The organism is Bradyrhizobium sp. SPXBL-02 (assembly GCF_051853065.1).
GTDB lineage: Bacteria > Pseudomonadota > Alphaproteobacteria > Rhizobiales > Xanthobacteraceae > Bradyrhizobium.
This window is the reverse complement of sequence record NZ_CP182474.1, coordinates 6,289,204-6,309,224: the sequence shown is the minus strand read 5'-3', so window position 1 is coordinate 6,309,224 and position 20,021 is coordinate 6,289,204. Positions and strand designations below refer to the sequence as shown.

Genomic DNA, 20,021 nt, shown 5'->3' with positions numbered 1-20,021 from the left:
CTCATCGCCCGATCTTCGACGCAAGGTCCGCGATCGACTTCATGACCGCATCCCTCACGCCGCCATCATAGAGCGAATGGCCGGCTTCTTCCACGATGCGAAGCTCGGAACCGGGCCAGACTTTCGCAAGGGCCTGGGAGGTCGCGGGAGGACACAGCAGGTCATAGCGACCCTGCACGATGATGCCGGGAATGCCGGCGAGTCTTCCCGCATTCTGCAGCAGCTGGTTCTCTGTCATGAAGCTGTCGTTGACGAAATAATGCGCTTCCATGAACGGCGTCGCCGGCAATGTGCGCCAGACGTTGAGCGCGGCGAGGTCGAGCCGCGTCCTTGCGGGCTTGTGCTCGGACAAGGTGCGCTCGGTGTCGTGCCAGGCCTTCGCCGCCGGGCCATGCACGGCGGGGTCGGCATCGAGGATGCGGCGCCAATAGGCATCCACCGGCCGGTCGCGCTCCTCGGGCGGCAGCACGCTGAGGAAATCCTCGTACAGCGCCGGATGGAATTGCGACAGGCGCGAAGTGAAGGCGGTCTCGACCTCGGCCCGCGTGCCGAGAAACGTCGCGCGCAGCGCAATGCCCGAGACGCGCTCGGGATGCGCCTCTGCATAAGCCAGCGCCAGCGTCGCGCCCCAGGAGCCGCCGACCAGTATCCACCGCTCGAAGCCGAATTTTTCGCGGATCGTCTCCATGTCCGCGATCTGATGCGCAATGGTGTTGTGCTCGCGCGATCCCTTGGGCCGGCTGCGGCCGCAGCCGCGCTGGTCGAACAGCACGGCGCAGAAACGATCGGGATCGAACAGGCGGCGATGGTCGGGCTGGCAACCGCTGCCGGGCCCGCCATGGAGATAGACCGCGGGGATTCCGACGGCGCGGCCGACACTCTCGACATAGAGCTCATGGCCGTCGCCGACGTCGAGCATGTCGGAGGTCAGCGGCGCAAAGGGATCGGCGCGTTTGGCCGCTGTGCCTGCGTCCGCGTCAGGCGTCATTCTCGGGTTCCAGGGTGCCGCCGGCGAAGTTGCGGTAGAGGAAGCGGTTGGTTTCGCCCTCGGCTTCGGCTTCCGCCTGCTTGAAGATGGTCTCGTGCAGCGGCGACAGCGCGCAGGCCGGGTCGGTGTTGGCGGCGTCGCCGGTCAGCGCAAAGGCCTGGCAGCGACAGCCGCCGAAATCGATCTCGCGGAATTCGCAAGACTTGCACGGCTCCTTCATCCAGCCGGTGCCGCGATAGCGGTTGAAGGCCTCCGAGTTCTGCCAGATCCAGGCGATCGAATGGTTGGAGCGCACCGATTCGAAATCGAGCCCGGTGATGCTCTCGGCGGCGTGGCAGGGCAGCACCTTGCCGGCGGGGGAGATGTTGAAGAACTGCCGGCCCCAGCCGCCCATGCATTTCTTCGGCCGCAGCGCGTAATAGTCAGGCACGACATAGTCGATGGTCAGCCGGCCCTTCAGCCGCTCGCGCGCCTCCTCGACGAGGCGGGTGCATTCCTCTAACTGAGCGACCGTCGGCATCAAGGCGGCGCGGTTCTTCAGCGCCCAGCCGTAATACTGGACATTGGCGACCTCGAGCCGGTCGGCATCGAGATCGAGCGCCATCTGGATGATGTCCGGCAGCTGGTGCAGGTTCTGCCGGTGCATCACCGCGTTCACGGTGAGCGGCAAATCGAGCTCGCGCGTCCATTTCGCGACCTCGAGCTTCTTGCGGTGAGCGTTCTTGTAGCCGGCGACACGATCGGCAAGGCCTTCCTCGATGCCCTGGAAAGAGATCTGCACATGGCAGAGCCCGGCATCTGCGAGATCGCTGAGCTTCTCGCGCGTCAGCAGCACGGCCGATGTGATCAGGTTGGTATAGAGCCCGGCGTCGCTGGCATGCTTGACCAGCTCGACCAGGTCCTTCCGCGCGGTCGGCTCGCCGCCGGAGAAATGCACCTGGAGCACGCCGATCTCGGCGAGCTCGCTCAGCACCTTCTTCCACTCGTCGGTGGTCAGCTCCTTGCCCGAGCGGTCGAGCTCGACCGGATTGGAGCAATAGGGGCATTGCAGCGGGCAGCGATGGGTGATCTCGAGCAGCACGGCGAGCGGGATGCCGAACGTCTCCGCCGTCGAGCGCTGCTTTTCCAGCACCGCGAGGCTGTCGCTGGGCGGGATGGTCACGTCGCTCATGACGTCTTCTCCCTGATCTCGGTGAGAAAGCCCTTGTCGGCGAGGTCCTGCAGCATGACGATGACGTCGGCGAGGATCGCTTCGCGCGGCGCGGCGTATTTCGCGGCGAGCTGATCGGCGACGTCGCCGACATTGCGCTCGCCGTTGCAGAGCTGCAAGACCTCGACCGCGATCTCGTCCGGCGCCAGCACCCGCTCCGGCGCCAGGATCACCCAGACCTTCCGCGTCTCGTCATATCTGAGCTTGGCATGCCGCGGCAGCACGGGGCGGCTTGCCTCGCTGACGCTGATGTTCCGCGGCCCGGCCATTGCTGTTCCTCTTAACTCGCTTTGGGCACGAACGCGCCCGGCGGAATGTGGCCCTCGACATAGGCATGCTGGAGCGCATCCAGCTGCACCCATAGCACGTTGGTCTTGAAGATCAGCGCGTTGCAGACCTGCGCGCGCTGCTCCGGCGTCGTGGCGTGTCTCTTGACATAGTCCAGCGCGAAATTGGCATCGCGCGGCGCCTGGGTCAGGCGGCGCTTGAAGTAGCTCATGATGTCGGGGTTGACGAAGTCGTAGTGCTCCAGCATGCCGGCGATGCGCTCTTCATGCAGGTTCGGCGCGAACAGCTCGGTGAGCGAGGAGGCGATCGCCTCCAGCGGGCTTTTTTCGCGGCAGAAGTGGACATAGGCCTCCACCGCGAAGCGCGTCGCCGGCAAGATGCCTTCGGTGGATTCGACGTATGCGGTGTCGAGCCCGAGCCCTTGCGTCAGCTTCAGCCAGCGCTCGATGCCGCCTTCGCTGCCGACATCGCCGTCATGGTCCTCGATGCGGTGGCGCCATTCCAGGCGCGTGGCGCGGTCGCGGAAGCGCGAGATCACCACCGCGTCCTTGATCGGGATCGTGCTCTGGTAATAGTAGCGGTTGAGCGCCCAGGCCTGCACCTGGCCCTTGTTCAGCTTGCCGCCATGCAGCAGCCTATGGAACGGATGCAGGCTGTGATAGCGCGTGGCGCCGATGTGGCGCAGCGTCGCCTCCAGTTCCTCGGCCGAGTTGAGCCTCAGATCCTTGCCGATCGAGAGCGCGGTCATTCCAGTCAGTGATGCGGCGTTCACAGCACGATCTCCGTTCCATCCGCGGGTATCTGCCAGCCCGCCTGTTCTACCATTTTCCGCTCCGGGGAGGCGGGCAGCAGCGCCGGATTCGAGTTGTTGATATGCAGAAACAGTTTCCTGTCGATATTGAGGTCGGCCAGCCGCGCGATGGCGCCGTCCGCGCCGGACATCGCGACATGGCCCATGCTCTTGCCGGTCTTGTGGCCGAGGCCGGCCCTGATCATCTCGTCGTCGCGCCAGACCGTGCCGTCGAAGAACACCAGCGCGGCGCCGTCGATCTCGGCCTTGAGCGCATCGGTCACCTCGGCGCAGGCGGCGATGAAGTAGAAGAACTTGCCGGTGGCCTTGTCGGTGACCTTCAGGCCCAGCGTGTCGCCGTCGCCGCTCACCCCGCCCGGATGCACCTTGCCTTCGAGATACCAGGCCGACTTGCCCGGCACGGCAAAGGGCAGCACCTCGAGCCCTGAGCGGGTGCCGTCCGGCAGCCGCGGCTCGAACGGCTCGCGGATCGCGATCGGCTGGCGCCGCACGTTCTTCTCGTTCAGCACGTTGAAGATGCTGTTGCTGGCAAGGATCGCCAGCACCTTCTCGTGCGCATACACCGTAAACGGCGAGCCCTCGCGCATCGACAGCAGGCCTGCCACGGCATCGACTTCGCTGTTGGTCAAAATCACGCCCGCAACCGGCGTGTGGCGCAGCGCGCCCGCCTTGGGATGCAGCTGCGGCGTGGCATTCAATTGCTGGCGAAGATCGGGCGAGGCGTTGATCAGGAACCAGTGCTCGCCGTCGCCGCTGAAGGCGACCGAGGCCTGGGTTCGAAAGAGCTCATGTCCATTCGCACGAGCCGCGCGGCAGCCTTCGCAACCGCAATTCCACTGCGGAACTCCGCCGCCGGCCCCGGCGCCCAGGACGACGACGCGAAGCATGATCCGTCTCCTGGAGGCGATTCGCGAGGTGGATCTCAGGCCGAGACCGTTTCGGACAAGGTTTCTGTCTGCCGGAAACGTATCGTGACCAAGAACCACCTGCGCAGAACGCGATCTCGCCAGCCGCTTACTTGCGGGTGGCGCTCACATACATGTTGATTTCCATGCCGCAGGGCACTTCGACGATCTTCGGGGCTTTCCAGGCCATTTGGCTCTCCATTTTTTGCAAATTCGGACGCATCCGCCCGCAGATAAATTAGTGCGGGCGGAGAACTTCGCCAGTGAAATTTTCCCGACCTAGGTAGTAGGCTGAGGAATGTTGCACTGCAAAGATGGCGTATTGCGGCCGCAAAGATGAGCGGATCAGATACGCAAAATTGCCGATAGGTCGTGATCCCTGTCGGGATAAACCAGTTGTGAGTATGGACCGGCTTCTCATCGGCGACAGACGACCCCATTGGATCAGGCATGCCCAGATATTTCTTCAACACCCGCATCGGCGACGAACTGATCGTGGATCCTGACGGCGAGGACCTGCGCAACCCCGACCGCGCCTGGGAGGTCGCGCGCCAGATGATCCTCGAGGTCGTGAAGTCGGAAGGAACCCAGCCGGCGCTGCTGGAGGCGGTCATCGAGGTCACCGACGCCGACGGCGAGATCGTGCTGGAGTTTCCCTTCACCGAGGCGCTGCTCGACATGCCGGACCAGTCCGCGACAAGGCATTAGCCGGACGCGACGCGGCGAGAGAAGCCCGCGCCCCCTCAACGTCATTGCGAGGAGCCCTTGCGACGAAGCAATCCAGACTGCCTCCGCGGCGGCAGTCTGGATTGCTTCCGCCTTCGCCAAGGCTTCGGCGGACAAGTCGCTGCGCTCGCAATGACTGAGGTACCCCCGCGAAATCCGCATGGCTTTGCCCCGTTCCCGGCGCTAAAAGACGCCGGTCATACGGAGCAAGCCATGCAAGATCTCTGGCGCCTGTCGGCCGCCGACCTCGCCACCCTCGTCAAATCCCGGAAAGTCTCCGCCAGGGAGGCCGCCAAGGCCGGTCTCGCGCGGCTCGATGCCGTCAATCCCCAGCTCAACGCGGTGATCGACCACCGGCCGGAGGACGTGCTCAAGCAGGCCGATGCCGTCGATGGCGCCATTGCCAGGGGCGAGGACCCCGGCGTTCTCGCTGGCGTGCCCGTCACCATCAAGGCCAATGTCGACCAGGAAGGCTTTGCCACCACCAATGGCCTCAAGCTGCAGCGCGACCTGATCGCGCGCGAGGACAATCCGGTCGTCGCGAATTTCCGCAAAGCCGGCGCCATCCTGCTCGGCCGCACCAATTGCCCGGCCTTCTCCTACCGCTGGTTCACCACCAATCTGGTCCACGGCGACACCAAGAACCCCCGTGACGCTTCGCTGACGCCGGGCGGCTCCTCCGGCGGCGCCGGCTCGGCGGTCGCGGCCGGTATCGGCCACATCGCCCACGGCACCGACATCGCCGGCTCGATCCGCTATCCCGCCTATGCCTGCGGCGTACACGGATTGCGCCCGACGCTCGGCCGCATTCCCGCCTTCAACCCGGCGCTGCCGGAGCGACCGATCGGGCCGCAGATCATGGCGGTCTCGGGCCCGCTGGCGCGCACGGTCAATGATCTCAAGCTCTCGCTCGAAGCCATGGCGGCCCGCGACATCCGCGATCCCTGGTTCGCGCCGGTGCCGCTGCAAGGCCCCACTCGGGACAAGCGCGCCGCGCTCTGCCTCAATCCGGGCGGCCTTGCCACCGCGCCGGAGGTGAAGGCGGCGGTGAGCGATGCCGGCAAGCGGCTGGAGCGCGCCGGCTGGACCGTCGATGTGATCGAGGACACGCCGCCGATGCGCGAGGCGGTCGAGTGGCAGATCAAGCTCTGGCTCGGCGACGGCTATGAGGCGCAGCTGGAGATGGCCGAGCGCGAAGGCGATCCCGGCGCGCTGGCCTGTCTGCGCGGCAACCGCGCCAGGGTCACGCCGATGGACCAGGCCAATTACGCCAAAGCGCTGACCCGGCGCGCCACGCTGACCCGCGAGTGGATGCTGTTCTTCGAAAAATACGCCGTGCTGCTGACGCCGGTCTCCGGCGAATTGCCGTTCCCGGATCATCTCGACCGCAAGGACGAGGACTCCTTCAAGCGCGTCTGGGAAGCGCAGCTGCCGCAGATCGCGATCCCCTTCATGGGCCTGCCGGGCCTCGTGGTCTCCACAGGTCTCGTCGGCAAGGCGCCGGTCGGCGTGCACATCGTGTCGGGGCGTTATCGCGAGGATTTGTGCCTGCTCGCGGGCGAAGCGATCGAGGCCGGCGGCGTGCCGCCGTCGCCGATCGATCCCGTGGGCTAGCGATGACGGCCATCTACGACTTCAAGGCCAACTCGCTCGCCGGCGAGGAGGTCCCGATGCGACGTTTCGAGGGGCAGGTGCTCTTGATCGTCAACACTGCGAGCAAATGCGGCTTCACGCCGCAATATCGTGGCCTGGAGGAGCTCTATCGCGATCTCTCGCCGCGCGGCTTCTCGGTGCTCGGCTTTCCCTGCAACCAATTCGGCGCGCAGGAGCCGGGGCAGGCGAGCGAGATCCAGGAATTCTGCTCGACCCATTACGACGTCACCTTTCCCCTGTTCGAGAAGATCGACGTCAACGGGCCGAAGGCGCATCCCTTGTACGAGTACCTGAAACGTCAGCAATCCGGGCTTCTCGGCGCCGCCATCAAATGGAATTTCACCAAATTCCTGGTGAACCGTGAGGGGCGCGTGGTCGCGCGCTACGCGCCGACCGCCCGGCCCGAAGGTTTGCGCAATCAAATCGAAACACTGTTGTGAGCGAGACAATCATGAGCGACGAATTTCCGGACCGCCTGTCCGTCGACCCGAACAGCCCTTATTACAACGCGGACATTCTGGCGCGCGATGTCGGCATCCGCTTCAAGGGCATCGAGAAGACCAATGTCGAGGAGTACTGCATCAGCGAAGGCTGGGTCCGCGTCACCGCAGGCAACGCCAAGGACCGCCACGGCAATCCGCTGACCATCAAGGTGCACGGTCCGGTGGAGCCATATTTCAGGGATAAGAAATAAGCCACTGTCATTCCGGGGCGTGCGATAGCGCGAACCCGGAATCTCGAGAGTCCCCGGTGCGCTATTGCGGGGAACGCACACTCTCTCCTCGTCATTGCGAGGAGCCCTTGCGACGAAGCAATCCAGACTATTTCCGCGGTGACGGACTGGATTGCTTCGCTGCGCTCGCAATGACGAAAGTGAAAGGCCCAACCCCATGTCCGTCCGCATCGTCGACATCCGCGAGATCACCAAGCCGATCTCATCGCCGATCCGCAACGCCTATATCGACTTCACCAAGATGACGACCAGCCTCGTTGCCGTCGTCACCGACGTCGTCCGCGACGGCAAGCGCGTCGTCGGCTATGGCTTCAACTCCAACGGCCGCTACGGGCAGGGCGGCCTGATCCGCGAGCGCTTTGCCGCGCGCATCACGGAGGCCGATCCGAAATCGCTGCTCAACGCCGCCGGCGACAATCTCGATCCCGACAAGGTCTGGGCCGCGATGATGACCAACGAAAAGCCCGGCGGTCACGGCGAGCGCTCGGTCGCGGTCGGCACCATCGACATGGCGGTGTGGGATGCGGTGGCGAAGATCGCCGGCAAGCCGCTGTTCCGCCTGCTCGCCGAACGCCACGGCGTCGAAGCCAATCCGCGCGTCTTCGTCTACGCGGCCGGCGGCTATTACTATCCCGGCAAGGATCTCTCGATGCTCCGGGCTGAGATGCGCGGCTATCTCGACCGCGGCTACAACGTCGTGAAGATGAAGATCGGCGGCGCTGATATCGACGAAGACCGCACCCGCATCGAGGCGGTGCTGAAGGAGATCGGCAAGGACGCGCAGCTCGCCGTCGACGCCAACGGCAGCTTCAACCTGGAGACCGCCATCGCCTACGCCAAGATGCTCCGCGACTATCCCTTGTTCTGGTACGAGGAGGCCGGCGATCCCCTCGACTACGCGCTGCAGGCCGCGCTCGCCGAGTTCTATCCGGGCCCGATGGCGACCGGCGAGAACCTGTTCAGCCACCAGGACGCCCGCAACCTGATCCGCTACGGCGGCATGCGCCCCGACCGCGACTGGCTGCAATTCGACTGCGCGCTGTCCTACGGCCTGTGCGAATACCAGCGCACGCTGGAGGTGCTGAAGACCCATGGCTGGTCCCCCAGCCGCTGCATCCCGCACGGCGGCCACCAGATGTCGCTCAACATCGCCGCCGGCCTCGGCTTGGGCGGCAACGAAAGCTACCCCGACCTGTTCCAGCCCTATGGCGGCTTCCCCGACGGCGTCTGCGTCGAGAACGGCCACATCACCATGCCCGAGTTTGCCGGCATCGGCTTCGAAGGCAAGTCGGATCTCTACAAGGAGATGAAGGCGCTGGCGGAGTAGGCCCCCGCTGTGGCGCCACTCGCCGTCATTGCGAGCGAAGCGAAGCAATCCAGAGTCTCTCCGCGGAGCCAGTCTGGATTGCTTCGTCGCAAGGGCTCCTCGCAATGACGGTGGAGAGAGTTGCGCAAGGAGCCGCCGCACACTCCGTCATTGCGAGCGCAGCGAAGCAATCCAGAGTCTTTCCGCGGAGACAGTCTGGATTGCTTCGTCGCAAGAGCTCCTCGCAATGACGCTGTGGCGAAAGTCTCGTAATCATCTCTTGGTTGTGCTATCGTAGAAGCTGTCCTCAGCCGAGTACGATCATGAAGCAACCCTGCGTGTACATGTTCGCCAATCGTCGCAACGGAACGATCTACACGGGTGTCACCTCCAATCCGCCGCGTCGCGCGTTCGAGCATCGCGAAGGACTGGTAAAGGGTTTCTCCTCAAAGTACGGCTGCAAGCTTCTCGTCTGGTACGAGCTGCACGCCACCATGACCGACGCGATTGTGCGCGAGAAGCAGATCAAGGGTGGCAGTCGGGCCAATAAGCTTGCCCTAATCGAGAGCCTCAATCCGAATTGGGACGATTTGTACGAGACGCTGATCTGACTCTAGAGGATGTGCTGGCAGTTGGCTGCCACACACTCCGTCATTGCGAGCGCAGCGAAGCAATCCAGAGTCTTTCCGCGGAGACAGTCTGGATTGCTTCGTCGCAAGGGCTCCTCGCAATGACGATGTGGTAAGCGTCCGCCCCTTACGACAGCCGCATGTCCAGCAGCCTTCGCCCTTCACCCTTCAGCAGCTTCTTCACCGCACTGGACGCCACCACCTCGCCGTCATTCGCATAGGCCTCGTGGTTCTTCTCGATGTCGTCGAGGCGGTAGAGGTAGTTGACCATGACGCCGGCGGACTCGCGCAGGCCCTTGGGCGAGAGGTCGCCCAGCCAATTGATGCGCTCCAGCCGCGCGCCGTTGCCGAGATGGAAGCGGGCGACGGAATCGATCAGCTTGCCCTTCGGCGTGCGCGCCTTGAGGAAATAGTGCGCCGCGAGCGGCTCCAGTACGGCGCGGAGCAGCGCCGCCGTCTCCGGGCTTTCGAACCATTTGGGATCGTCGAGGCGCTTGAGCACCTCGCGATCCTCGTCCGACAGCGGCAGATCCCTGTCCTGCTTCACCCAGGCCATGAAGCCGGGCACCGGTGACAGCGTGACGAAGGTGTCGAGCTTCGGCAGCTCGCGGCGCAGCTCTTCCACCACCTGCTTGATCAGGAAGCTGCCGAAGGAGATGCCGCCCAGGCCGCGCTGGGTGTTGGAGATCGAATAGAACACGGCGGTGCGCGCGCGCTCGATCGGCAGATGCTGGCGGTCGACCGCGAGCAGGGGCTGGATCGCGCCGGGGATCGTCTCGGTCAGCGCCACCTCGACGAAGATCAAGGGCTCGTCCACCATCGCGGGATGGAAGAAGGCGTAGCAGCGCCGGTCGACCGGATCGATGCGGCGGCGCAAATCGTCCCAGTCCGAGATCTCGTGCACGGCTTCATAGCGGATGATCTTTTCGAGGATGTTGGCCGGGGTCGACCAGTCGATCCTGCGCAGCACGAGAAACCCCCTGTTGAACCACGAAGAGAGAAGATGCGAGACGTCGCGGTCGAGCGCGGCGAGATCGGTGTGCCCGTTCATCATGCCGAGCAGATCGGCGCGCATGTTGACGAGATCGCCGGTACCGCCCGGCGCGCGGTTGAGGCGGCGGATCAGCTCCTGCCGCCGCGGCTCGGAGGCGAAGTGCAGGGCGCTGGCATCCTCGTCGCTCGGCTTGGCGCGCCATTGCTCGATGGCCTTGGACAATCGTTCCCGGTCGGGTCCGAAAAAACGTACCAGTCCTTCGAAGAAGGTGCGGCGTCCCTCCGCATCCAGCTCCTGATAGAGATCGAGCACCTCGCGCGCCATGGCTGTGCCGGATGCTTCGCCGCGGCCGGACAGCAGCGCGCCGCAAAGCTCCAGCAGTCCATCGGCATCCCGTTTGGTATTCGAGGCGTCCCCTCGGCGAAGCAACGTGCGGCCGCGCTCGGAGATGGTGGCAAGCAGGTCGGAGAAGAAGGCGTTGGCCATCTGGGCTTTCGTATCGGGTCGGTGTGATGCGGGAGCTTACACGGGATTTGGGTGCAAGCCGATCACAATCAAGCAGGCGAATGCGGCATCTTTAGTTGGGTCGTGCGTTTGGAGAATGGCGGCATGTCGGACGGAGGGGACGGAGCATGCGGTGGCATTTGGGAACGAGGCGGCAGCCACATTCTCCGTCATTGCGAGCGAAGCGAAGCAATCCAGAATCCCTCCGCGGCGGCATTCTGGATTGCTTCGTCGCAAGGGCTCCTCGCAATGACGAGATTGGGGCTACCCCTTCCCCGCAAACTCCGTCGGCGTCCGCCCCGTCACCTGGCGGAACGCGGCCGAGAACGCCGGCACGCTGGCATAGCCGAGCTGGGTCGCGAGCTGCTTCACTGACACGCTCGCATCCGTCGATATCCGCTCGATCGCCGCTGCAATCCTCGCGCGCTGGCACCAGCTCTTGAAGCTCAGCTGCGTCTCGCTCGAAAACAGCCGCGACAGCGTACGCCCGGAGGTTCCGACCTCGCGCGCCAGCGTGTCGATGTCGTGCAGGCCGGTGGGATCGTCGAGCACGATCATCGCGGCGCGGCGGCAGCGTGGCTCTCGGGGCAGCGGCACGAAGGTCGCGGAATCCTCGGCCTGCTGCAGTTCCAGCATCACCAGGCGCACCAGCAGCTCGGTGCGCTCCTCGGTGCTGCGCCCGTCGAACAGGGCAAGGATCGCCTGATTGAGCAGCGGTGACACCCGCACCACGAATTCCCGGGACAGGCCGTCATAGCGCTGCTCGCGTTCCAGCCAGGGCAGGTCGAAATAGAGCGTGCGCATTTCGATGTCGGCGAGCAGGTCGATGGCATGCTGGAGCCCGGCCGGCACCCAGACCGCGCGGTCCGGCGGCACCAGCCAGCGTCCCCCCGGCGTCGTCACCTGCATCGTGCCCTTTGCCGCATAGATCAGCTGCGCCTCGCGGTGCATGTGCAGATCGATCCGCATCCCCTTGGGATAATCGCGAGCGACCAGATGCACGCCCGCGGGCGAGCGGTGATTGCTCCGGACCTCCCGCAGGATTGGCGTTTCCAAGACAGTCATTGGCGGCATCCCGTCATGGCGAGGACATATAACTCATTTCGGAGCAGGAGAGGATTCGGGAATGAACAGCCCCAGCCGGGTCATCGGTTTCGTCAATGCCGGCCATTTCATCGACCATTATTCGATGCTGATCTTCGCCGCCGCGGTCATCATCATGGGCCCGGCGCTCGGCATGGCCTATTCGGAACTGTTGCCTTACGCGACGCCGGGCTTCGTCGCCTTCGGCGCCGGTTCGCTGCTCACCGGATGGCTCGGCGATCGCTGGAGCCGCCGCCACATGATGCTGATCTTCTTCGTCGGCATCGGCCTCTCCATGATCGCGGTCGGCTTCGTGCAAACGCAGGTCCAGCTCGGCGCGGCGCTGCTCGCGATCGGCATCTTTGCCTCGATCTATCACCCCGTCGGCACCGCCATGATCGTGTCCTATGCCGACCGGCTCGGCCGCGAAATGGGCATCAACGGCGTCTGGGGCAATCTCGGCGTGGCCTCGTCGGCCCTGGTCACCGGCGTGATCGGCCAATATCTCGGCTGGCGCTTCGCCTTCATCGTTCCCGGCGTGGTCACGGTCCTGATCGGAATCGCCTTCGCGCTGGGCGTCGTGCACGAGGACCGCAAGGGCTCGAAGCAGGCCGCAGCGCAGGCGCGGGTGGCCAAACGGGACATGTGGCGCGTGATCCTGGCGCTGTTGATCGTGGTGATCGCGATCTCCACGACCTTCAACGCCGTGACCGTCGCGCTGCCAAAGCTGTTCGCCGAGCGCCTTGCCGACCTGACCAGGAGCCCGGCGCTGCTCGGCGTCATCGCCGCCTGCGTCTACGTGTTCGGCGCGATGACGCAGTACACGATCGGCCGGCTGCTCGACCGCTATTCGCTGAAGACGGTGGCGCTGCCGCTGTCCTTCATGCTGGCGCCGTTCCTGTATCTGGCGGCGAGCCTGTCCAACCTGCCGTTGATCGTCGTCTCGATTGGCATCGTCATGGGCGCGTTCGGTCAGGTCACGGTGAACGATGCCATGGTCGGCAAATACACCACGGAAGAGTGGCGCTCGCGCGCCTATGCCGTGCGCTATTTCGTCGGCTTCACCGCGGCCGGCGCCTCCGTCGGTCTGGTCGCCTGGCTCTACGAACAGGGCGGCTTCGTCACCATGCTGCACGCCTTCGCCGCCCTCTGCCTGCTCGCCATCGCCGCCGCGCTGATCCTGCCGCGCGAGATCCGCACGCCGCAGGCGGCGTGAGCCGAACTCTCTCCAAGCGTCATTGCGAGGAGCCCTTGCGACGAAGCAATCCAGAGTCCCTCCGCGGAGCCAGTCTGGATTGCTTCCGCCTTCGCCAAGGCTTCGGCGGACAGGTCGCTGCGCTCGCAATGACGAGGGGGGCGCGGACGATCGCCCATTCGCCCATGATGCCATTCTGCCAGTGTTTTGCCCGACGGAGCAAGTCGATTCGGCAAGACCGAAATTTTCGTAAGCCTTTTCAACCCCATCCCTACTGTGCATGGGGTTGTTTTCGCGCTTTTGTTTCGAGCGGACCAAAAGCAGCTAAGGCTTCACCTCCGCCACCACCTTCACCGCCTTCTTGCTCGCCCGCCAGTTCTCGAAGCGTTGCACCACCACGAAGAACGCCGGCACGAACAGCACCGCGAGGCAGGTCGAGGCCAGCATCCCCGAGAACACGGTGATGCCGATCGACTTGCGCGCGCTGGCGCCGGCGCCGGTCGCGAGCACCAGCGGCACAACGCCGAGGATGAAGGCGAACGAGGTCATCAGGATCGGCCGGAAGCGGGCACGCGCCGCTTCGATCGCGGACTCCAGGATCGGCTTGCCGTCGCGGCCGTGCAGCTCGAGGCCGACCTCGACGATCAGGATCGCGTTCTTCGCCGACAGCGCGATGAGCAGGATCAAGCCGATCTGGCAATAGAGGTTGTTGTCGATCTTGAGGGCGGAGAGGATCAGCATCGGCCCGAGCAGCGACAGCGGCACGGCGAGGATCACCGAGATCGGCGCATACCAGCTCTCGTACTGGCCGGCGAGCACGAGATAGACCAGCAGCATGGCGAGCCCGAACACCCAGTAGATCTGGTTGCTGACCGCCTTCTCCTGATAGGACATCGCGGTCCATTCATAGCCGGTGCCCGGCGGCAGCGTCTTGTCCGCGATCTCCTCCATCAGCTTCAGCGACTGGCCGGAGGAGTAGCCCTGCGCCGGCAGGCCGATCACGGTCGAGGACGGATAGAGGTTGTAGAGGCTGATCAGCGACGGACCCGTGGCCGGCGTGATCTTGGCGACGGTGCCGATCGGGATCATGTCGCCGTTCGAGTTGCGCACCTGCATGTTGGCGATGTCGCGCTCGGTGACGCGGAACGCCGGATCGGCCTGGGTGTAGACCTGGAACACGCGGCCGAACTTGTTGAACTGGTTGACATAGGACGAGCCGAGATAGGTCGACAGCGCCGAGAACACCTGATCTGTCGTCACGTGCAGCGTCTGGGTCTTGACGCGGTCGATCTCGACGTTGAATTGCGGCACCGACGAGCGGAACGAGGACTGCACGCGCTGCAGCGCGCTCTGGCTCTGGCCATTGCTGACCATCGCGCCGGTGATGGCCTGCAGCTTGGCGAAATCGCTGTTGCCGTCGCGCAGCTCGACCTGCATCGAGAAGCCGGCGGCGTTGCCGATGCCCTGGATCGGCGGCGGCGGCAGCACGATGGCGCGGGCCTCCATGATGGCCGCGAGCTTGTCGTTGAGGCCAAAGACCAGCGAGCGCAGATCCTCGCCTGGCCCTTTGCGCGCGTCCCAGTCCTTCAGGATGATGTAGGCGACGCCGGCATTGGCGAGGCTGGCGCTGTTGTCGAGCGCGGAGATGCCGGCGATGGTGATGACCTGCGCCACGCCGGGCGTGTCCTTGATCAGCCCGCTCGCTTTGTCGAGCACGGCCTGCGTCCGCTCCAGTGCGGCACCGTCGGGCAGCTGCACGGCAGCGATCAGATAGCCCTGGTCCTCGATCGGCAGGAAGCCGGTCGGCACCCGCGACAGGCCGTAGCCGCTGGCTGCGATGACCAGCAGCGCGAACGCGACCGAGATGGTGGCGTGCTTGACCAGAAACGTGATCAGCCTGGTGTAGCCGCGCTCGAGGCGGTTGTAGACCGCATTGAAGCCCCGATAGAAGAAATTTCGCTGCTCCGGCGGCACCGCCGGCCGCAGCCACAGCGCACATTGCGTCGGCTTCAAGGTGGCCGCGTTGATGGCGGAGAGCAGCGCGGTGGCAGCGATCACCAGCGCGAATTGCGAGTAGATGCGTCCCGTCAGTCCTGCGAGGAACGAGGCCGGCAAAAACACCGAGATCAGCACCAGCGTGATGCCGACGATCGGCGCGAACAGCTGGTCCATGGCGCGGATCGCGGCGTCGTGGCCGTTCATGCCCTGCTCGATGTTGTGGGCGGCGCCTTCGACCACGACGATGGCGTCGTCGACCACGATGCCGATTGCAAGCACGATCGCAAACAGTGTCGACATGTTGATGGTGAAGCCGAGCGCCGCCATCGCGGCGAAGGCGCCGATGATGGTGACGGGCACGGTCGTCGCCGGCACCAGCATCGCGCGCCAGTCCTGCAGGAAGACGAGGATCACGACCAGCACCAGCAAGCCGGCCTCGATCAAGGTCATGTAGACCTCGTGCACCGAGGCCTCGACGAACTTGGTGGTGTCGAATGGCGTGTCGTACTTGATGCCTTCGGGAAAGCGCTTGGCGAGCTCGGCCATCTTCTTCTCGACGGCCTGCTCGACCTGGAGCGCGTTGGCGCCGGGCGACTGGAACACGCCGATGCCGGTGGCCGGCTGCTTGTTGAGCGAGAAGATCTGGCTGTAGGTCTGCGCGCCGAGCTCGACCCAGCCGACGTCGCGCACCCGCGTGACGTCGCCGCTCGAGCCTGTCTTGACGATGATGTTCTCGAACTGGCCGGCGTCGTCGAGCCGTCCGTTGACGTTGAGCGTGTACTGGAACGCCTGTCCCGGCGGCGTCGGCGGCGCGCCGACCTGGCCGGCGGAGACCTGCTGGCTCTGCTGCTGGATTGCGTTGATGACGTCCTGCGGCACCAGGCCCCGCACCTGCAGCTTGTTGGGATCGAGCCAGATCCGCATCGAATATTGGCCGGCGCCGAACACGGTGACGTTGCCGACGCCGGGCAGGCGCGAGAGCTCGTCGCGGATGTTGATGGTGGCGTAGTTGCTCAGGTAAAGGCTGTCGTACCTCGCATCCGGCGAGGTCAGCGTCACGAACAACAGGATCGAGGTCGACCGCTTCTGCACGGTGACGCCCTGGTTCTGCACGGCTTGCGGCAATTGCGACAGCGCGCTGGAGACACGGTTCTGCACCAGCACCTGCGCGAAGTTGAGGTCGGTGCCGATCTTGAAGGTCACCGTCAGCGTGTAGGTGCCGTCGGAGCCGCTGTAGGACTGCATGTACAGCATGTCCTCGACGCCGTTGACCTGCTGCTCGATCGGCAGCGCCACGGTGTCGATCACGGTCTTGGCGCTGGCGCCGGGATAGCGCGTGGTGACCTGCACGGTCGGCGGCACCACATCGGGATATTGCGCGATGGCGAGATTGAACAGCGCGACGCCGCCGATCAGGATCATCAGGAGCGCGATGACGTTCGAGAGGACCGGCCGCTCGATGAAGAACTTTGAGATCATGGCTGGCAGCCCTTACTTGCTCGAGGCCTGCGACTGCTCGATCTTCGTCATCTGCGGATCGATCTTCTGGCCCGGGATGACGCGCAAGAGCCCCGCGGTCACGACGCGGTCCTCCGGCTTCAGGCCGCTTTCGATCACGCGCAGGCCGTTGTCGACCGGGCCGATCTGCACCTTGCGCTGCTCGACGATGTTGTCGCTGTTGACCACCAGCAGATAGCGGCCGCCCTGGTCGCTGCCGAGCGCTGTGTCGGGAACGAGCAGGGCACTCTTTTCCTGGTCGAAGGGCACGCGGACGCGGACGAAATAGCCGGGCAGCAGCACCCGCTTGTCGTTGGGGACGAGGCCGCGCACCGCCAGCGTGCCGGTCGATTGATTGAGGGTCGGCGAGACGTAGTCGAGCTTGCCCTCATGCGGATAGCCGGTCTCGGTCTGCAGCCCCACTTGAATCGGGAATTGCTTCATATCCGTGGGCGTCAGTCCGCGGCGGGCCGCCTCGGCGCGGATGCGCAGCACGTCCTGCTCGTTGACGGTGAAGTTCACATAGATCGGGTCCATCGCGACGATGGTGGCGAGCTGGGTCGGCGAGGAGACGCCGACCAGTTCGCCGACCGAGACCATGTGCGCGCTGACGACGCCGTCGAACGGCGCGGTCACCCTGGTGTAGCCGTAATTGACCTCCGCCAGCCTCGTATTGACCTGGGCCTGCTGGAGGTTGGCCTGAGCGTTGTCACGGGTCGATGTCGAGGTGTCGAGGGTGGACTGCGAGACCGCCTGGCGCTGCACGAGTTCGACCTGCCGCTTGTAATCGGCTTCGGTCTGCTTGACCGTGGCTTGCGCGCCGACCTCCGCGGCCTTCGCCTGCTCGACCTTGAGCTTGTAGGTCTCAGGCTCGATCGTGAACAGCTGGGTGCCCTGCTTGACGAACGTGCCGTCCTGATAGTCGATCGTTTGCAGGAAGCCCTGCACGCGCGCGACGAGATCGACGCTCTTGATCGGCGCCGTGTTGCCGGTGGCCTCGACGTAGCGCGTCACCGGGCGCTGCACCGGCGTCGCGACGTCCACCTTGGGCGGCGGCGGCGCCACGAACGTGTTCTTGTCCTCGCAGCCGGCGAGCATGATCACGGCGGTCGCGGCGGAAAGGACCTGCCCGATACGCGTCCACGCTTCTTTGCGTCGTGCGGGAGAGGTGGGATTCGCGCGCGTCATTCGGTGGTCCCCGATTGCTGTCTGTCGGTGCGGCAGGCTACCAACAAATGCGCGGCCGTGAAACACCATAGCCATGGCGGTCACAGGTCTTGCACTGCAAACGGCGGCGTGCCCTTTGGCAGATTTGTCGTGACAAGGCGCTTTTTCGTGGGGCGCACGATCGGCCCGTCCGCACTAGGGCTGGTGCGCATGCCACGCCGCGAGCACATCCTTCTCGTCTTCGGCGGTGAGACCGACGACCGGCCCGTTGCTGGCGTTGAGCCAATCAAGCGTATCGCGCGCGGTGTCTCCCGCCGGTCGCGAGGTCAAGCCGGCCTCGCGCGCCGGCGAGGTGTCGCGCGTCATGAAGCCGGCGAAGTCGGGCAGGGGCAGCCACATCGGCAGCGACCGCGGGCCGGCCCAACGCCTGACGTCATGCGCTTCCAGAAAGGCGCGATCGACCCAGGTGAAGGTGCAGGACGCGTTCAGCGCAGATGCGCATTCGCTCAGGAATTCGCCGCGCGTGCGGATCGGCCCGATCCCGTCATAGATGCCGGTGAGACCGGTCTCTGCCGCATGCACGATCCACTGCGCGAGATCGCGCACGTCGATGAACTGCACCGCATCCTCCGGCGATCCCGGCGCCAGCACCTCGCCGCCGCGCGCAAGCCGCGCCGGCCAGTAGGCGAACCGTCCGGTCGGGTCCTCGGGCCCTGCGATCAGTCCGGCACGGCAGATGAAGGCACCATCGCCGACCGCCTGTTCGCAGGCGACCTTGGCGGCGCCGTAGATCGCCTCGGTGCTGTGCTCGATCTCCGCCGCAACAGGCTCGCGCAGCGGTGCGGTGTCGGCGCGTTGCCCGGGGATGCGGTTGTCCGCATACACGCTGATCGTCGAGACGAAGGTCCAATGCACGCCCGGCCGCTTCATCGCGGCGACCGCACGGCGGACCTGGCCGGGATGACGCGCGACGTCGACCACGGCGTCGAATGTCTCACCGGCGAGCGGCGCAAGTCCGTCGATTACTTCGCGGTCGATCCGCACGAAGCGGGCTCCGGCGGCAATCGGCCCCGCAAGGCCGCGGACGGCGCAGGTCACGTCATGACCGCCAGCGCAAGCATGGCTTGCGACCGCCCGGCCGAGAAACTGGCTGCCGCCGAGAACGAGAATGCGCATGGAACGGTCCGTGTGGCCGATGCGATCGCGAGACTACAACTTGCGCGGGCAGTTGCAACCCGCCTCCTCAGCGGCCCCTGATCTCCGCGTATTTCGCCATCGCCTTCTCGAACTTGCGGTCGAACAGCCACATCGCAGCGAGGATCTCGCGGTAGCTTGCCGAGGTTTTCGCCCGGTCGGCCCGTCCGAAGGCAAAGATGCTGTTGTTGCGCAGGTGCTTCATGATCGTGGGGCTGGAAACCCCATAGTTCAGGAGATCGCCGGATTTGAGCGCCGACCGCGTCGGGGTGGGAACGATCTGGATCAGCTCGAACAGCTTCATCTGGTCGATCGGGTCGGGCAGCGTCTTCACGATCTTCGGGATCTCACGAAACAGATCGGCGTGCGCGTTCATCAGGCCGTCGCGCACATTGGTCCAGTGGTTGAAGCGGTGATCTGTGCCGCGGGCGCGCGCCTCCTCCTTGTCGTCGCGTGCGCTCAGGTGCGGATCGATCGCGGCGATGTCGCCCTTGATGGCCTCCCATTTCCGCCTGCCGTTGCGGTCTTCGGAGGGGCCGGTCTGGAAGCTGCCCATATAGGTGTTCGAGCGCGCATTGCGGACATTCTGCTTGCCGTTGGTCTCCGCAAAGAACAGCCCGAGGCTGATCCGCCCGGCAGCTTCGGCATGTTCGGGGGCGAGGCCCTTGGCGCGCGCAATCGCAACGGCAAGATCGACGACGTCCCTGAATGGTGTCGGCGAGCTCTGCGCGCTCGCAGGCGGCGCCTCCATGAGGTCGAACAGCCTGCCGTATTCGTCGACCAGCGGCTCGATCTCGGCATCGAAATAGGCCGGAGGAATCTCGAACTTGTTCGGCCGGCCGATCCGCGACGGCATGACGTCGGTGAGGTCCTTGTAAGCACTGATCACGGCGACGCGCGCGAGATAGAGCGCCTGTCCCGGCAGGTTCGGCAGCGGCTCCTTCGCCTCGATCTGGCGCCGCCGCTCGGCGAGGATGGATTTGAAGTCGCCGAGCGCGCGCTCGTAAGCCGCGAGCGCCTCCGATTGCTGTGGCGTCGGCGCCGCCTTCTGCGCAACGGTGGGCGCCGCGACGAGGAAGGCAACAGCCGCAAGGGCCGCGGCGGCAAGTCGTCTCGATCCCATGGCCGATCCTATGGCTG

Annotated in this window: 19 protein-coding genes; 7 read left to right on the top strand and 12 right to left on the bottom strand. The window is 65.1% G+C overall.

Translation table 11 applies throughout. The features are described from left to right. Position 1: 1 nt before the first annotated feature. The 6 genes from pip to pqqA all read right to left on the bottom strand — a co-directional run bounded on the left by pip (position 2) and on the right by pqqA (position 4,392). Positions 2–988, bottom strand: coding sequence for a prolyl aminopeptidase (gene pip, locus ACNJYD_RS29500; RefSeq protein WP_439364096.1), 987 nt, complete (start codon positions 986–988; stop codon positions 2–4). Next, positions 978–2,159 (bottom strand): pyrroloquinoline quinone biosynthesis protein PqqE, encoded by a 1,182-nt coding sequence (gene pqqE, locus ACNJYD_RS29495; protein ID WP_439364095.1) that lies wholly within the window; start codon positions 2,157–2,159, stop codon positions 978–980. Before pqqE ends, pip begins: the two co-directional genes overlap by 11 nt. After that, on the bottom strand, positions 2,156–2,467 hold the full coding sequence (gene pqqD, locus ACNJYD_RS29490; protein WP_172786862.1) for a pyrroloquinoline quinone biosynthesis peptide chaperone PqqD: 312 nt from the start codon (positions 2,465–2,467) through the stop codon (positions 2,156–2,158). Before pqqD ends, pqqE begins: the two co-directional genes overlap by 4 nt. A gap of 11 nt (positions 2,468–2,478) precedes the next feature. Beyond that, positions 2,479–3,234, bottom strand: a complete 756-nt coding sequence (gene pqqC / locus ACNJYD_RS29485) for a pyrroloquinoline-quinone synthase PqqC (RefSeq protein ID WP_439367528.1) — start codon at positions 3,232–3,234, stop codon at positions 2,479–2,481. 20 nt (positions 3,235–3,254) lie between these two features. Next, a complete protein-coding gene (gene pqqB, locus ACNJYD_RS29480) occupies positions 3,255–4,184 on the bottom strand; it encodes a pyrroloquinoline quinone biosynthesis protein PqqB (protein WP_439364094.1) in 930 nt (309 codons plus the stop codon). A 127-nt stretch (positions 4,185–4,311) separates the two neighbouring features. Next, positions 4,312–4,392 carry a pyrroloquinoline quinone precursor peptide PqqA gene (gene pqqA, locus ACNJYD_RS29475; RefSeq protein WP_007595659.1) on the bottom strand — a complete coding sequence of 27 codons (81 nt, stop codon included), beginning with the start codon at positions 4,390–4,392 and terminating at the stop codon, positions 4,312–4,314. Positions 4,393–4,652: 260 nt separating this feature from the next. Between pqqA and ACNJYD_RS29470 the strand changes: the two genes are divergently transcribed. From ACNJYD_RS29470 to ACNJYD_RS29445, 6 genes are all read left to right on the top strand, one after another. After that, positions 4,653–4,910, top strand: coding sequence for a DUF6894 family protein (locus ACNJYD_RS29470; protein WP_036007354.1), 258 nt, complete (start codon positions 4,653–4,655; stop codon positions 4,908–4,910). Positions 4,911–5,141: 231 nt separating this feature from the next. Next, the gene (locus ACNJYD_RS29465; protein WP_439364093.1) at positions 5,142–6,542 is read left to right on the top strand and encodes an amidase family protein; all 1,401 of its coding nucleotides are present in this window, start codon (positions 5,142–5,144) and stop codon (positions 6,540–6,542) included. Positions 6,543–6,544: 2 nt separating this feature from the next. Next, a complete protein-coding gene (locus ACNJYD_RS29460) occupies positions 6,545–7,021 on the top strand; it encodes a glutathione peroxidase (RefSeq protein WP_439364092.1) in 477 nt (158 codons plus the stop codon). An 11-nt stretch (positions 7,022–7,032) separates the two neighbouring features. Continuing rightward, a complete protein-coding gene (locus ACNJYD_RS29455; RefSeq protein WP_029674077.1) occupies positions 7,033–7,275 on the top strand; it encodes a DUF3297 family protein in 243 nt (80 codons plus the stop codon). A gap of 196 nt (positions 7,276–7,471) precedes the next feature. Beyond that, positions 7,472–8,641: a D(-)-tartrate dehydratase gene (gene tarD / locus ACNJYD_RS29450; RefSeq protein WP_439364091.1), complete on the top strand. Its 1,170-nt coding sequence runs from the start codon at positions 7,472–7,474 to the stop codon at positions 8,639–8,641. Between the two features lie 302 nt (positions 8,642–8,943). Next, the gene (locus tag ACNJYD_RS29445) at positions 8,944–9,231 is read left to right on the top strand and encodes a GIY-YIG nuclease family protein (RefSeq protein WP_212254521.1); all 288 of its coding nucleotides are present in this window, start codon (positions 8,944–8,946) and stop codon (positions 9,229–9,231) included. 145 nt (positions 9,232–9,376) lie between these two features. Here ACNJYD_RS29445 and ACNJYD_RS29440 read toward each other — a convergent pair whose 3' ends face one another. Both ACNJYD_RS29440 and ACNJYD_RS29435 read right to left on the bottom strand, forming a co-directional pair. Then, a complete protein-coding gene (locus tag ACNJYD_RS29440; RefSeq protein WP_271499723.1) occupies positions 9,377–10,729 on the bottom strand; it encodes a malonyl-CoA decarboxylase in 1,353 nt (450 codons plus the stop codon). A gap of 282 nt (positions 10,730–11,011) precedes the next feature. Continuing rightward, entirely contained in the window at positions 11,012–11,812 is an 801-nt protein-coding gene (locus tag ACNJYD_RS29435) for an AraC family transcriptional regulator (protein ID WP_212254523.1), read from the bottom strand. A gap of 61 nt (positions 11,813–11,873) precedes the next feature. Between ACNJYD_RS29435 and ACNJYD_RS29430 the strand changes: the two genes are divergently transcribed. After that, the gene (locus ACNJYD_RS29430; protein ID WP_439364090.1) at positions 11,874–13,046 is read left to right on the top strand and encodes an MFS transporter; all 1,173 of its coding nucleotides are present in this window, start codon (positions 11,874–11,876) and stop codon (positions 13,044–13,046) included. A gap of 303 nt (positions 13,047–13,349) precedes the next feature. Here ACNJYD_RS29430 and ACNJYD_RS29425 read toward each other — a convergent pair whose 3' ends face one another. From ACNJYD_RS29425 to ACNJYD_RS29410, 4 genes are all read right to left on the bottom strand, one after another. Then, on the bottom strand, positions 13,350–16,502 hold the full coding sequence (locus ACNJYD_RS29425; protein ID WP_439364089.1) for an efflux RND transporter permease subunit: 3,153 nt from the start codon (positions 16,500–16,502) through the stop codon (positions 13,350–13,352). Positions 16,503–16,514: 12 nt separating this feature from the next. Then, on the bottom strand, positions 16,515–17,708 hold the full coding sequence (locus ACNJYD_RS29420; protein WP_439364088.1) for an efflux RND transporter periplasmic adaptor subunit: 1,194 nt from the start codon (positions 17,706–17,708) through the stop codon (positions 16,515–16,517). Positions 17,709–17,882: 174 nt separating this feature from the next. Next, positions 17,883–18,863 carry an NAD-dependent epimerase/dehydratase family protein gene (locus ACNJYD_RS29415; protein ID WP_439364087.1) on the bottom strand — a complete coding sequence of 327 codons (981 nt, stop codon included), beginning with the start codon at positions 18,861–18,863 and terminating at the stop codon, positions 17,883–17,885. Positions 18,864–18,930: 67 nt separating this feature from the next. Further along, complete coding sequence (locus tag ACNJYD_RS29410) at positions 18,931–20,004, bottom strand: hypothetical protein (protein ID WP_439364086.1); 1,074 nt, start codon at positions 20,002–20,004, stop codon at positions 18,931–18,933. Positions 20,005–20,021: the final 17 nt, after the last annotated feature.